Here is a 15,063-nt window from a genome sequence, read left to right as displayed (position 1 = left end):
TATCTAACTTAATGCAATATATAAATGTCATTTTGTAAAATTTTATTAACAAAAAACCTCTACCACAAAATAATAGAGAGTTTTCTGCTTATTCAATTTTTTTCAAAAAATCGACGGCATCGCTTCTTTTCTTAACCTTATAGACCTTGATTCCCAATTTCTCAGCTGCGATTGTATTATCCTCAATATCGTCTAGACAGACACAATTTCTAGGTTCTAACTGCTACTGATCGAGAATCTCCTTAAACATTGCCCATATCCAGTATTATATCCAGCAGTCCACCTCCATACTTATGTCAAGCCCCCTTGATTTCATATTCTACTTACAAATCCTTTTGGTAATAAAATCTTTGTCCTGTGTAGGGATAGTTTTTCAAAGCAAAGACTTCCTTGTAGCCATGTTTCTGATAAAAGTCTGGTGCCTGGAACTGATAAGTATTGACAAAGGAAAAACGACAGTTTCGATTCTTAGCTTCCCTTTCAGCCTGTTGCAATAGTTTTGAACCGATTCCTTGCCCTCGCAGTTCCTCTTTTACAAACAAATACTCAATTTCCAACCAATTTCCAAAAGTCTCAGCCACCAAGCCTGCCAGAAGATTGCCTTTTTCATCTTCAACATAAATATTCAATGGCTCACTTTCAGCTTCTTCTCTTTTTGAACGGTTATAAGCACGAATCAAATTCCCAATTTCTTGTGCTTTCTGGGATTCCTCATTTTCCAATCTAAAGTACATCTAAACCTCCTCGAAAACTGATACAGCTTGATTATAGTCTTATTTCAATAGACTGTCAAACTAGCAAAAACTCACCAACCTGAGTTGATGAGTTTCAAATCTATTTTCTAAATTTCCACTGGCTGTAAATCCCGAAACCGATAATCCAAATAGCTGAACCGATTGCTCCTACAAATGTAGACTCTTGTAAAAAGAGGGTTACAAAGACAAAGGCAAAGAAGAGCATAGTTAAAGGATTTAGGAAACGATAATGGGGCATGAGATAGCCATCCGCCATAAAGTCTGGTGACTTGCGGTATTTAAGGTGAGCCACCATAATCAAGATATAGATAGCCACATAAACACCTGATGAAGAAGCTGTTATCAAGGCAAAGGCGTCCGAAACCCCTGGTAGGACATTGATAAAAGCAGCTGTAGCAATTAAAATAGTTGAGGCCAAAATTGCATTTTGAGGAACATTATAGCGAGATAAGGTATCCGCTTTAATCGCTTTTAAGAGAGGATTTGGCAAATCTTGAGCAATTTGATACAAATGGCGACCTGTTGAGTAGAGGGTTGAGTTTAGAGCTGATGCTGCTGACGTCAAGACGACAAAGTTAATCAAGGCTGCTGCCCATTTGACACCTGCTAGTTCAAATACCGTAACGAATGGTGAATCTGCTGAAGCTAGTTCTCTCCATGGAATAATCGCCATAATAGCAATTAGAGAACCACCATAGAAAAAGGCGATACGCAATGGAATTTCCTTAACGGCCTTTGGCAAGACCTGACGTGGATTTTTGGTTTCTGAAGTCGTGACCCCGATAAACTCAATCATGAGGTAGGCAAAGAAGACCATCTGGAAGGCCATGACAAAGTTGATTCCCCCATTAGGGAAGAGGGAGAAATTATCCGTGATATTGGCCAAACTAGCCACTCCATGAGGTGTCTCAAAACCTGTCAGAACCATAAAGATACCCGTCACAATCATAGCAAGGATAGCTACAATCTTAATCATAGCAAACCAAAATTCAACTTCTCCAAAAAGTTTAACAGCTATTAGATTGACCAAACCTAAAACAGTTAAAAATCCAACTTGAATTAACCAACTAGGCCATGAAGGAAACCAAAACTGAACATAGTGCGAAATAGCCGTAATTTCTGCCATACCAATAAAGACAACAGATAACCAGTAAGACCAGACTGCAAAATGTCCCCAACCCTTACCCAAATGGCGAGTAATAAAGTTAATAAAGGTATGTTGCTCAGGATCTTGATAGAGCATTTCTCCTACCGCTCTCATCATAAGGAACATAAAAGCTCCTGTAATCAGGTAAATTAGTACAATCGAAGGTCCTGTCAAACTGATCGAACGACCAGCCCCCAGAAAGAGGCCTGTTCCAATAGTTCCAGCAATGGCCATAACCTGTACGTGACGATTGGTCAGACCACGCTCCATCTTATTTTGCTTCTTTTTTGAACTCATATAGTCTCCAATTCTTTTTAAAGCTAATACTCAATGAAAATCAAAGAGCAAACTAGGAAGCTAGCCACAGGTTGCTCAAAGCACTGCTTTGAGGTTGTAGATAGAACTGACGAAGTCAATAACATATCTACGGCAAGGCGAAGCTGACGTGGTTTGAAGAGATTTTCGAAGAGTATAAAAAGGAGTAATCAGGGTGTTTCCCTCCTTCTGCTCCCTTTAATCATTAGGCTGTTTTTTCAACCTTTAAGATTTTTACATCATAGCTACCCACAGGTGTTTCGACGGTTGCTGTATCACCTGTTTTCTTACCAATCAAGGCTTGTCCAATCGGGCTTTCATTTGAAACCTTACCTGCAAAGGCATCTGCACCAGCTGAACCTACAATGATATAAACCTCTTCTTCGTCCTCACCAATTTCTTGGATAGTCACTGTTTTACCAATTGCGACTTCGTCTTGGGCAACTGAGTCGCTATTGACGATTTCAGCATAACGGATTTTTGTTTCCAAGCTAGAGATTTGACCTTCAACAAAGGCTTGTTCATCCTTAGCTGCTTCATACTCACTGTTTTCTGAAAGGTCACCGTATGAACGGGCAATCTTAATGCGTTCTACCACTTCTGGTCGGCGAACCAATTTCAATTCTTCTAATTCTTTTTCTAGTTTTTCCTTTTCCTCAAGTGTCATAGGATATGTTTTTTCTGCCATTTTTCTCAACTTTCTTTTACTTTATTTTTTAAAACAAAATTATGTGGAAAACCACATAATTTTAGTTTGAACTACTTGATTGCGTTAATTTATTATTGATATGTTGTGCAACATTTTGGTCATGATCTGCCTTGTTCGTAGCGAAGTATACCTTGCCATCTGTAACATCTGCCACAAAGAATAAGTTATCACTCTTAGTTTGATTGATACTTGATTCAATAGCATCCGCGCTTGGACTATCTACTGGTCCAGGCATCAGACCTTGGTTTGTATAAACATTATACGGAGAATTGACGGTTGTATCAATTTCAGTATCATCAGCAAGACTAATCTTCTGACCAAGTTTTCCTTCAGCATAGAGAATAGCAATATTACTTTGTAAAGGCATACCAAGATTCAAACGATTGTAGAAGACACCTGCAATCATCTTACGATCTTCAGTTTTCGCTCCTTCTTTTTCTACCAATGAAGCAATGGTTAACAACTCATTGACTGTCAAGTGTTTAGACTTAATTGTACTATAGTGTGGAGTCAAGGTCTTATCCATGGCAGCCAACATCTCGTCAATCAAGCTTTCAATAGTTGTGCTTTCCTTGATAGAGTAGGTAGCTGGGAAGAGGAAACCTTCCAAACGGTAGCGAGCACCACTTTCTTTTGTAGGCAAGCTTTCTAGTAAGTTTGAATATTTAGAAACTTCTTGACTGATAAAGTTATCATCTTGAACTTTAGCCAAGAAAGCATCCGCAGTCAAAGGCTCTTTAAAGTTACCTTGCAATTGACCTACCACTTGGGCAATTTGATCAATCGTGTAGCCTTCTGGAATCGTCAAGCTGGCTAGTACAGGTTCTTGTGCTTCAGCTGTACCACCCTTTTGCAATTCCTTGATCAAGTCATCTGTACTCATGCTCTTCTGCAGATTGTAATATCCAGCCTTCAAATCTGAATAATTCTTGTACTTAGTATACATACCAAAGACAATACCGTGTTTCACCAAACCTGCCTTTTCAAGAGTTGAACCAATTTCTTGAACACTGGCTCCTTCAGGGATTTGAACTGTTACATATTCTTTTGAAGTAGGATCAACTGGTTCTAATGAAGCCAGCACATACTGATAACCAAAGTAACCACCTGCCGAGAGTAAGGCAAGAAAAATCAATAAAGAAATGAAGAAGGCCTTGAATCCAGATTTTTTCTCTTTCTTAGTCTTAACTGGTTTTGCTACTTCTCTACGGCTACGACGTGGTGTATCACTGATGATGTCCACTGTTTCTGTAACAGGCGTCGGTGCTTCTGGACGTGCCTGTTCTTCTTTTTTCTCTACTGTCTTATAGGACACAGCTACCCTTGTTGGGGTTTCATTATATTCTCTTTCGACTTTATTAGGTCTAACAGAACCTGGTCCTGGTCTTGGTCCGCTCTCATTGGCTGGTGAAGCAGGAACATCTTGACTTGGATGGCTAGGAATCACTGGAGCATCCTGACTTGGATGGCTAGGAACTGCTGGAGCATCCTGACTCGGATAGCTAGGAACTGCTGGAGCATCCTGACTCGGATGGCTAGGAGTCACTGGAGCATCCTGACTTGGATGACTAGGAACTGCTGGAGTAACCCGACTTGGATGACTAGGAACTACTGGAGCATTATTTATAATACTTTCTACCGCTGACAAGGAATCAGCCATCAAGTCCTCAGCAGAGGGCCCACTTATAGGAGTAGAAGCTCCTCTTTCATCTCCTGCTAGAGTCTGATCATAACTTTTTGATTTTTCTAGATCTCGTAAAATCTGCTCTTTAAAGCTTAATTTTTCATCTTCTCTTGATTTTTCACTCAAAAGTTTTTCCTCCTCGTTGACAATCCATAATATTATATCTTAAAAACGAAAGAAAAGCAACCTAGCATGCTTTTCTGACTTATTTTTTATACTCAATGAAAATCAAAGAGCAAACTAGGAAGCTAGCAGCAGGTTGCTCAAAACACTGTTTTGAGGTTGTAGATAAGACTGACGAAGTCAGCTCAAAACACTGTTTTGAGGTTGCAGATAGAGCTGACGTGGTTTGAATTTAATTTTCGAAGAGTATTAGCTTCCCAGACCATATCATACCAAGTTTCCCCTGCAAAGGTTGACTGGGACAGGCCTTCATTGACAAATCCATGTTTTTCATAGTAGGCAATGAGATAGTCATGACAGGTTAGATTAATACCTTCTCTTTCGTGTTTAAGAGCCAGTTCTTTCAAGGCTGTTAGCAATTTCTGACCCAGTCCTAGACCCTGTGCCTCCTTGGCAATAGAAAGACAGGTCACAGAGATATAGCCACCAGAATCATGACTATGGTCTTCTATCTCTTCTGTAAAAGACTGATCTTGCAGGTGGCGGTGGGGGCTAACTGGCCCTTCTATATAGCCCATGATTCTGCCTTCTTTTTCCGCAACCAGAAAAGAGGTCTGAATTTCTCGCAAATGCGCTTCAAAGACAGATCGAGGAATGGCTTCTTCGACCGAGAAATTCTCTAGTTCAATCTCGACAATCCGACCCAAATCTTCTAATCTTGCTTTCCTGATTTTCATTTTGCCTCCAGATAAAAGGGATTAAACCAAATCATACTATAACCCTGACCAGCTGCATAAAGGGAAGTTTCTTCATCAATAAAACCGTTCATTTCAAAATAGGAAAGCAGCTCATCAGGACTCTTCAAACGAATAGCTTTGTAATCCAGCTCAACTGCCACCTCTTTCAAAACCGCAAGAAGAAGCGTGCCCAAGCCCTGTCTCTGATGGTCAGACTCAATGACTAAAGAATGTATTTCTAGACATTGCGGATTGTGTGGGTAAGGACCACCTAGAACATAGCCTAGAAGCTGATTTTCATCCCTAGCTAGAAGAAAGGTATCCGCAGACTTACGGATACTTTCTTCTAAGATATGGGAAGGTTGCTGCTTTTCAGCTGGAAAAGATGATGCCTGAAGTGCCTCTATCTCAGCCAAATCAGACTTACTTGCCTGAATGATCTTAATTGGAATTTCCATGGGAACGTCCTACTGAACATTGCTTGTCAAGTTAGACAAGAGACGCTCAAACGAGTACTCATAATTTTGGATGTCTCCTGCTCCCATAAAGACATAAACAGCATTTTCATGGTCTAGGAGTGGGGAAACATTTTCAACAGTGATTACTTGGTGTTTTTTGTTGATTTTATTGGCTAGGTCTTCTACCTTAACATCACCATGGTCTACTTCACGCGCAGATCCATAGATTTGTGCTAGGTAAACCGCATCCGCTTGGTTCAAAGCGTGGGCAAAGTCGTCCAACAAAGCAATGGTTCTTGTAAAAGTATGAGGTTGGAAGATTGCGACGATTTCCTTGCTTGGGTATTTTTGACGCGCCGCATCCAAGGTCGCAATGATTTCTGTTGGATGATGGGCAAAGTCATCGATAATCACTGTATCATTGACAATTTTCTCAGTGAAACGACGCTTAACACCAGCAAATGTTTTCAGGTGTTCACGCACCAAGTTCAAATCAAAGCCTGCTGTATAAAGCAATCCGATAACAGCTGTCGCATTCATGATATTGTGACGACCAAAGGTTGGAATGTGGAATTGCCCCAAGTCTTGTCCACGGAAATGAACGGTGAAGGTTGAACCAGTTGTAGAACGAAGAAGATCGCTAGCTACAAAGTCATTACCTTCTGCTTCAAAACCATAGTAATAAACTGGTGCAGCAGACATAATTTTACGCAACTCTGCATCTTCACCATAGACAAAAAGACCCTTGGTAATTTGTTTAGCATAGTCATTAAAGGCATTGAAAACATCCTCTAGACTTGTGAAATAATCTGGATGATCAAAGTCAATGTTGGTGATGATCGAGTATTCTGGGTGGTAAGGCATGAAGTGACGCTCATATTCGTCAGATTCAAAGACAAAATATTTGGCATTGGCTGAACCACGACCTGTCCCATCTCCAATCAAGAAGCTAGTATCTGTGATGTGAGACAAGACGTGCGACAACATACCTGTCGTTGAAGTTTTTCCGTGCGCTCCAGCAACTCCCATGCTGACAAAGTCACACATAAAGCTACCTAGGAATTCATGGTAACGTTTGTAGCTGATACCATTTTGGTCCGCATAGGCAATTTCAACGTTGTTATCTGGGCGAAAGGCATTTCCAGCGATAATTTCCATATCACCGTCTAGATTCTTTTCATCAAAAGGAAGAATGGTAATTCCTGCCTGCTCAAGACCACGTTGAGTAAAGTAGTATTTTTCAACATCAGATCCCTGTACCTTGTGTCCCATTTGGTGCAACATCAAGGCCAAGGCACTCATCCCTGATCCCTTAATTCCGATAAAATGATATGTCTTTGGCATGTTTTCTCCCCTATTCTGTAATTCTGGTCAGATTCAACTCTTGGGCAACCCGACGTTCTTGTTCTTTTTGTTGATTCTTTTTATTGTAAATTTGGCTCTTCTTCAGAAAATCATAGTTGTTTTTCTTTGGAGCAGGTGCTGACACTTCTTCATTCTTGGTAGAGATAGATTTGACTTCTTCCGCCAAGATATAATGAGACTGGGTCAATTTTTTGCTATATTTGACAAATTCACCAGGATTTTCCTTTTGGAAAGGCGCGGTAGGTTGATTTCCCTGTCTAACTAGACTTGGCTGAGAATGGCGTCTTGTAGGAGTAATGTCCTTAGTCAGATAGCTTGCTGAGCGTTTCTTTTTCAAGTCCGCACGCGCTTCTTCACGCGCTACCTCTGCATAGCTCTTTCCTTCTTTTTTAACCCCTAAAGGAGCCTTTTTAGGTTTCTCTACTCGCTTTTCAATCGGTTTGACTGGTGTTTCTTCAGTAATAGGGGCCCATTCTAAATAATTTTTATCACGGTATTCTCCCTTGATATTACTGATAAAGTCAGATTCATCGTACAGGTCCATGACTGGTACCTCAGTCAGTATGACCTCATTATCTGACACCAATGGAAATCGTTCTTGTTTCATTTTCTATTTCCTTTCAACACTTCATTATAGCGTATTGTCTTGATTTTTCAAGTGCTGGCTTCAGAAATTCCTAAAATTTCTCTAATTTCTGCTAGGGTCAGACTGCCACGTGACTCTGTTCCATCCAATACTTGTGACACCAGATGTTTCTTTTGTTCTTGGAGTTCCTGGATTTTTTCTTCAATGGTTCCCTTGGTCACTAAGCGATAAACCTCAACCGTTTCTTCCTGACCCATCCGATGGGCACGGCCAATAGCTTGCGCTTCCACCGCAGGATTCCACCAAAGGTCAACCAAGATAACGGTATCAGCACCTGTCAGGTTCAGACCGACACCACCAGCCTTGAGGGAAATCAGAAAGGCATCTCTTTCCCCTTGGTTAAAGGCCTTGGTCATGTCTTGTCTTTCCTTGGCTGGGGTTGAACCCGTAATTTTAAAAGATGTCATGCCCAAGTCTGGCAGTTCTTGTTCTATTTTCTCCAACATTCCCTTGAACTGCGAGAAAATCAAGACACGGTGTCCGCCGTCTGCTACCTGTACCAGCAAGTCACGAAGGCTATCCAGTTTGCCACTGGCTCCCTGATAATCCTCCATAAAGAGGGCAGGGGTATCACAGATTTGGCGCAAGCGCATCAGACCAGACAAGATTTCCACTCGACTACGCTGAAATTCCTGATCTGACACCTGAGCCAATCTATCTCTCATCTGTTGCAACTGGGCTAGGTAGATAGCCTTTTGCTGGTCTTCCAGTTCATTTTTATAAACCACTTCAATCAAGTCTGGCAATTCAGTCAACACTTCTTCTTTCTTGCGTCGCATCACGAAAGGCTTGATAAACTGAGCTACGCGCTCAGCTGGCAATTTCATAAATTCTTTCTTGCTTGGCAAAAGTCCTGGCATAACGATTTGGAAAATAGACCACAGTTCACCTAGATGGTTTTCAATAGGAGTTCCTGACAAAGCAAAAACTGACGGCACCACAAATTGTCTCAAGGTCTGGGCAATCTTGGTCTGGGCATTTTTCATGACCTGAGCCTCATCTAAGAAAAGGAAGTCAAAGGCCATCCCCTGATAAAGCTCACTGTCCTGACGGAAGGTAGCATAACTAGTCACGTAGATTTGATGGCTCTCGGCAAGAATCTCTTCACGACTAGCCTTTAAACCATGAACAACAGCCACATCCAACTGTGGGGTAAACTTCTGAAATTCATCTGCCCAGTTGTAAATCAAACCCGACGGAGCTAAAATCAAGACCCGACTTTCTTTTGTCACTTGACTGGTCAAAAAAGCAATGGTCTGCAGGGTTTTCCCAAGTCCCATATCATCAGCTAAAATCCCACCAAAACCATAATGATGGAGCATTTGCAGCCAGCCGATTCCCTTTTCCTGATAATCTCGCAAATCAGCCTGAACCTGAGTTGCTTGTCGAGGAAAGTCCTCTGGATGCGTCAAGTCATGGGCCAGATTCTGGAATTCTTGTGAAAAAGAAACACGGTCTCGCCCTTCAAAGAGATGAGCTAAACTGTAGGCCAAGGATTTTCGAGCCTGCAAGGAGCCATCTTTTAATTCAAACTGCCCCAGTTCCTGTAAATTTTGGCGAATCTTCTTGGTTTCTTCATCAAAAAAGTAGACTTGATTAGACGAACCAATGTAAAAATCTTGATTGGCAACCAAGGCCTGCATGGCTTGGTCAATTTCCTCTTGAGCAATCTCTTGAAAATCAAACTGAATTTCCAAGAGACTTCCCTTGGAGGCAATCTGCACTTGAGGGCTAGCTAGGTTATAAAGTTCTTCAAGCTTGTCTGATAGGTCAACATGCCCGAGTTTTTCAAAAACTGGAATGATGTCATGGAAGAAATGATAGACAGACTCCGCTTTTAAGGCCTGACGCCAAGATTGAAAGTCTGCTTCAAATCCAGCTACCAAACAGACTTGGAAAACTCTTTCTTCTAAGTCCGCGTCACTCGAAAATGGTAATTTTTCTAGATCTTGTCGGCTAGATACCTGTCTATCCCCATAATCAAACTGGATTTCTAAACGAATCCGATTATCCTCTTCCCTGTCAAAGTAAAACGATGGCAAAAACGTTTTGATTTGTAAGCGTTCCGGAGCTGAGACAGTCCCCATCTGGCTAAAAAGAGTTAAACAAGAAGCCAATTTATCGCGGTCACTGCTATCAAATTGCAGGTATTTCTTTCCATGTTGATTCAAAGGCAACGCTTTGATTTCCTTGAGAAGACGCATCTGCTGGTCTGTTAGAAAATAAACCTGTCCTTTATGGAAAAGCACAGCTCCCTGATAAAAGACATTGACCCTTGGACTCTCACTGATTTCCATTTCAAAATAATCCGAGTATTCTGTTACTGTAAAGGCAAAAAGATTAGCATCAGCATGCATATCCTGAAAAAGTAGAACCTGGTAGCTATCCACTTGATGGTCAAATTGAAAATGGGGCAAGGTCATCAGTAAATTCACACCCTGCTCAAAAAAAGTCAGAGGAAAAAAGAGGTGCCGACCTTGGTTTTGGAAAAAGAGGTCTGGAACCAGTCCTTCCTCCACTAGTCCCCGCAAGAACATCAATAGTTCTTGGCTAGCCTCATCAAAGGTTTCCCAAGATAAGGATTCCTCATAGGTTTTCCCAATCATATAAGGCTTTCTCTGCTCGATAACTTTTAAAAAGAGTGGAATATCCCGAATGACATAGTATTTTTGACTATTAATTTGCCCGATTCTCAGGGTCCACAAGATATGATTGGTTCCTACTTCCACCTGACCGACAGCCGACAACTCATAGGAGCGGTCTGATTTTGGACACAAGATTCGTTCTAAAAATTTGCCACCCAAGGTCACCTTGGTTTCAACAGCCTCTTTTTCTTCATGACCTTCTTCCAGCCCCTGCAAGATTTTCTGACCACGCTCATCATTTTTTAGAAAATGCTCCAGCGCTGCCAAATGCACACAGTAGCCCCTCTTTTGGAAAAAATCGCAGGCACAAAAAACCAAATCATCCTCTAAACTATAGCGCAGTTCTTCTTCTGCAACGCGAGCATAGAGTCGATTGTTCTTTTCCTTGATGATGTCAACTTTACCAGTTTCATAAAGGGCAACGCCTTCGATACGGACTTTCCCCGGAATCAATTTAGCCATATTTTCACCTTTACCTTATCTTTTTATTATACCATATTTTCGCCTATGAAAATAGCCTTCCAAGAAGACTTTCTCCTAGAAGGCTGGATTTTTATAACGATTTTTAAAGTTTGGCAAAAGTATCCACAATCCGCTGACACACTTCTTGCAGCAGAGATTTAGGCATAGCTACATTGAGGCGGGCATGGAGACTCCCTTCCTCTCCAAAATCCAAACCACGGTTGAGGATAACCTTGGCTTCATTTCTCAACAGCTCTTGCAATCTTTCATCAGTCAGGTCATAGGCTGAAAAATCAAGCCAAATCAAGTAGGTTCCTTGCGGTTTCATGACCTTGATTTTAGTCTCTTTTCCAAATAAATCCACCACATAATTGATGTGGTCTTCAAAGACTTGCTTGAGTTCCTCTAACCAATCTTTACCGTATCGATAGGCAGCTTCTGTCGCCAAATAACCCAATCCTGAAATTTCATGCTGATTATTAGCCAACTGGCGTTTCTGGTAAGCCACTCTCAGCTTAGGATTTTCAATGACGGCATAGGAATTTTTTGTCCCAGCGATGTTAAAGGTTTTAGTGGCACTGCTCAAGACGATAGCAAATTCTTTAAAGTCAGGGTTGATGGTATTGAAGGAATGATGCTTGTGACCAAAGAGGGCCAAATCTTGGTGAATCTCATCTGAAACCAAGAAAACACCGTGTTTTTGGCAGAGTTGGCCAATCTTTTCCAACACTTCCTTTTCCCAAACACGTCCACCAGGATTGTGAGGATTGCAGAGAATATAGAGTTTGACATCCTCTTCGACCAAATCCTTCTCCAGTTGGTCAAAGTCAATCTCAAACAGACCATCCTTTTCCACTAAAGAATTGGTAATCAATCTGCGGTTGTTCAACTTGACACTGCGAGCAAAAGGTGGATAGACTGGTGTGTTAATCAGAACTGCCTCGCCTTCTTTTGTAAAGGCTTGAATGGCTGTTGAGATGGCTGGTACCACACCCTCGATAAAGACAAGAGCTTCTTTGTCAAAGTGATAGCCGTGTTGTGTCGCTTCCCACTTTTGAACTTCCTTAATCAACTCTTCACTGGCATAGGTATAACCATAAACCAGTTGGTCTGCGTAAGTCTGCACAGCTTGGCGGATTTCAGGCAAAACTACAAAGTCCATATCTGCTATCCAAGCTGGTAGGACTTCGCTATCCGTTTCCGCCTCTTTCCATTTATAGGTATGGTGCCCTAAACGATTAGGCAGGCTTGTGAAATCATATTTTCCCATCTTTGTCTTATCCTTCCAAGGCTTGGCGCAAATCTGCAATCAAATCTCTAGCATCTTCAATCCCAATTGACAAGCGCAAAAGGTCATCTGTCAAACCATAAGAATGGCGCACTTCTGCTGGAATATCAGCGTGAGTTTGCGTCGTTGGATAAGTAATGAGACTTTCTACCCCACCTAAACTTTCCGCAAAAGAGAAGACCTTGAGGCTGTTTAAAATGTGAGGAATGCGTGTTTCATCGGCTACTTTAAAGGAAATCATGCCCCCACGACCAGTGTAGAGAACTTCCTTAACTGCTGGAGAATCCTTCAAAAAGGCAACCACTTCTTGGGCATTGGCTGTTGAACGCTCCATACGAAGTGACAAGGTCTTGAGACCACGAATCAATTGATAACTGTCAAATGGAGACAAGACTGCCCCTGTCGTATTGAGATTGTAAAAAAGCTTTTCGTATAGTTCTAAACTATTGGTCACAACCACTCCAGCCAAGACATCATTGTGGCCTGCTAGATACTTGGTTGCTGAATGAAGAACGATATCCGCTCCATCTTCAATCGGACGTTGATAGATAGGGCTGTAGAAGGTGTTGTCCACCACCACTTTGGCACCCTTAGCATGAGCCAGTTTTGCTAGTTTTTCGATATCAAATTCTAACATCAAGGGATTGGTTGGCGTTTCGATATAGAGAACATCCACGTCCTTCTCTAACTCAGCAATCAACTCTTCTTCTGTATTGGCATAAGTAAAATGGAAACGGCCTTCCTGCTCCACTTGGTTAAACCAGCGGAAAGAACCACCATAAAGGTCACGCACTGCCAAGACCTTACTTCCCACTGGAAAGACGCTAAAGGCCAGTACAATAGCTGACATCCCTGAGCTAGTCGCTAGAGCATAGTCTGCTGACTCAATAGCCGCCAAGACTTCTTCCGCCTTACTACGAGTTGGGTTTTTGGTGCGCGTATAGTCAAATCCAGTAGATCGACCAAACTCTGGATGCTGATAGGTCGTTGAAAAATGAAGCGGTGTCACCAATGCACCTGTCGCTTCATCTGATTTAATGCCCGCCTGGGCCAAAATTGTGTTAATGTGTAATTCCTTGCTCATACAATTCCTCCAAATCTATAGTAACTATTGTACCACTTATTTTCATCAACTCGTTTTCTTCTTTTCAAGAGCTAGTTATAGTTTCAAACTATACACTTATCGAATAAAGTTAAAAAAGAATCCAGAAAACACTCCAGATTCTTTTGTGAAAATGATTACTTGGATTTACTTGAACCGAAAGAAATCGTGTTGGGATAAATAGTCATAATGCTCTTTGTTAAATTGATACTGACCCACATGCTGACTAAGCTGACCGACATCCACAGAAAAAATACAGTCTTCATTTTGATAGTTCCAGTTCAGCCTAACTGTATTCAAGACTGTCTTATAAGTAAAATCTTGAACTTGATTCCAAGGCATCTCTACGACGTGATTAGAACGACTCTCAGTCACATCACTGATGTCCATCAAGTAGATTCCCTTAAGTGTGAATGCCAGAATCTTAGGCTTCACACTCGACTGAACATAGTAACTTCCTCCTATAACGAAGAAATCAATAAAGGATTTCAGCCATGTCTTTTTCTTGAAGGCCATCAGAAAATTCTTTTGCCCTTCAATGCGACAAGTTGACAGAAATGATGCAATCTGTTTTTCTGTTGCAAACTCCATAATAGCGCCCATAATGTTACCTCCATAAAAATCACTAAATAGGCAGATAAGAACTCTTCACATAAAGAAGAACTTATCATTTGTTACATTTTATCTTACTTTTCCAACAGATGGCATCCCTCCTATAAAATCACTCTAGCATATACATACTTCAATCAACATTGGGGAGATTTCGAAAGTAGTTTTTATAATATTTTGTTATATTCATTATAACATAAATCAAAGAAACAAATAAAAAATGTAAGATTTTTCTTCAAAATTTTCCATCATTCTATATAAAAACGACAGTTTCCTTCGAAACCATCGTTTTTCTTGAAAAATCCTTATTTGACATGTTTTGCCAATTCTTCTTGGGCTTTTTTATTAGATTCTTCTTTTTCTTTCAACCATTTTTCTTTAGCTTTTTCAAATTCGTCTTTTGTGACTGTCTTATCTTGTACTTTGAGGTATTTATAGGATTCGATACCTTTATTACCAGCTAATGAATACGGTGAAGAGAAAGGAACTGTTTTTCTCAATGTTGGTGTTCCACCCTTAGAAACATTTGGAATTGCTAAAGCACTATCTACCAACCAAGCTTGGATCTCAGCATATTTTTCATAGCGTTTCGCAAGATCTTGTTCCTTGTTAGCTTCTTCCAACATTTGAGTGTAGACATCTAGTCCAACAGCCTTAGCCTTGTCATTGGCTTCACCTGGCTCTAAACCTAGATTTTGCATCAAACCACCAGAATGAACGTTAAAGACATCAAGGTAGGTTGAAGGATCTTGGTAATCAGGACCCCAACCACCGTTGTAAAGATCATAATCCTTCTGAGCTGCTGTCTGAGCCAAATAGCTTGAATTGTCATAATCTTCAGTAGAAAGTTGTTGAATATCAATTACAACATTTTCTGCACCTAAAGCTGCTTCAATAGATTGCTTCATAGAGTTTGCCTCTTGGACAATCTGTTTAGCAGCTTGGTCAACAGTCATGTCCAAGTGGATAGGGAATTGAACTCCTTTGGCTTGGAGTTCTTTCTTAGCTTCTGCAAATT

12 protein-coding genes and 1 pseudogene are annotated in these 15,063 nt (G+C 41.0%); all 13 read right to left on the bottom strand.

What is annotated here, in order from left to right:
* Positions 1 to 323: 323 nt before the first annotated feature.
* Positions 324 to 734, bottom strand: a complete 411-nt coding sequence (locus RYL77_RS07770) for a GNAT family N-acetyltransferase (protein ID WP_315010869.1) — start codon at positions 732 to 734, stop codon at positions 324 to 326.
* 100 nt (positions 735 to 834) lie between these two features.
* Positions 835 to 2,199: an amino acid permease gene (locus RYL77_RS07765; protein ID WP_315010868.1), complete on the bottom strand. Its 1,365-nt coding sequence runs from the start codon at positions 2,197 to 2,199 to the stop codon at positions 835 to 837.
* 223 nt (positions 2,200 to 2,422) lie between these two features.
* Positions 2,423 to 2,905: a transcription elongation factor GreA gene (gene greA, locus RYL77_RS07760; RefSeq protein WP_000818769.1), complete on the bottom strand. Its 483-nt coding sequence runs from the start codon at positions 2,903 to 2,905 to the stop codon at positions 2,423 to 2,425.
* Positions 2,906 to 2,966: 61 nt separating this feature from the next.
* Positions 2,967 to 4,736, bottom strand: coding sequence for an endolytic transglycosylase MltG (gene mltG, locus RYL77_RS07755; protein WP_315010867.1), 1,770 nt, complete (start codon positions 4,734 to 4,736; stop codon positions 2,967 to 2,969).
* Between the two features lie 182 nt (positions 4,737 to 4,918).
* Complete coding sequence (locus RYL77_RS07750; protein ID WP_315010866.1) at positions 4,919 to 5,470, bottom strand: GNAT family N-acetyltransferase; 552 nt, start codon at positions 5,468 to 5,470, stop codon at positions 4,919 to 4,921.
* Positions 5,467 to 5,928: a GNAT family N-acetyltransferase gene (locus RYL77_RS07745; RefSeq protein WP_315010865.1), complete on the bottom strand. Its 462-nt coding sequence runs from the start codon at positions 5,926 to 5,928 to the stop codon at positions 5,467 to 5,469. Before RYL77_RS07745 ends, RYL77_RS07750 begins: the two co-directional genes overlap by 4 nt.
* A 9-nt stretch (positions 5,929 to 5,937) precedes the next feature.
* On the bottom strand, positions 5,938 to 7,272 hold the full coding sequence (murC, locus tag RYL77_RS07740; protein ID WP_315010864.1) for a UDP-N-acetylmuramate--L-alanine ligase: 1,335 nt from the start codon (positions 7,270 to 7,272) through the stop codon (positions 5,938 to 5,940).
* Between the two features lie 10 nt (positions 7,273 to 7,282).
* Positions 7,283 to 7,900, bottom strand: a complete 618-nt coding sequence (locus tag RYL77_RS07735; RefSeq protein WP_315010863.1) for a cystathionine gamma-synthase — start codon at positions 7,898 to 7,900, stop codon at positions 7,283 to 7,285.
* A 47-nt stretch (positions 7,901 to 7,947) separates the two neighbouring features.
* Positions 7,948 to 11,046: a DEAD/DEAH box helicase gene (locus RYL77_RS07730; RefSeq protein ID WP_315010862.1), complete on the bottom strand. Its 3,099-nt coding sequence runs from the start codon at positions 11,044 to 11,046 to the stop codon at positions 7,948 to 7,950.
* A gap of 103 nt (positions 11,047 to 11,149) precedes the next feature.
* A complete protein-coding gene (locus RYL77_RS07725) occupies positions 11,150 to 12,316 on the bottom strand; it encodes a MalY/PatB family protein (RefSeq protein WP_315010861.1) in 1,167 nt (388 codons plus the stop codon).
* Between the two features lie 7 nt (positions 12,317 to 12,323).
* Complete coding sequence (locus tag RYL77_RS07720) at positions 12,324 to 13,418, bottom strand: cystathionine gamma-synthase (protein ID WP_153224094.1); 1,095 nt, start codon at positions 13,416 to 13,418, stop codon at positions 12,324 to 12,326.
* A gap of 165 nt (positions 13,419 to 13,583) precedes the next feature.
* Positions 13,584 to 14,039: a hypothetical protein gene (locus tag RYL77_RS07715; protein WP_315010860.1), complete on the bottom strand. Its 456-nt coding sequence runs from the start codon at positions 14,037 to 14,039 to the stop codon at positions 13,584 to 13,586.
* A 311-nt stretch (positions 14,040 to 14,350) separates the two neighbouring features.
* A pseudogene (locus tag RYL77_RS07710) lies at positions 14,351 to 15,063 on the bottom strand (peptide-binding protein); the annotation flags it as partial.

Source organism: uncultured Streptococcus sp. (assembly GCF_963516515.1).
Lineage (GTDB): Bacteria > Bacillota > Bacilli > Lactobacillales > Streptococcaceae > Streptococcus.
Note: the sequence above shows the minus strand (reverse complement) of the source record. Positions and strands in the feature narration are given on the sequence as shown.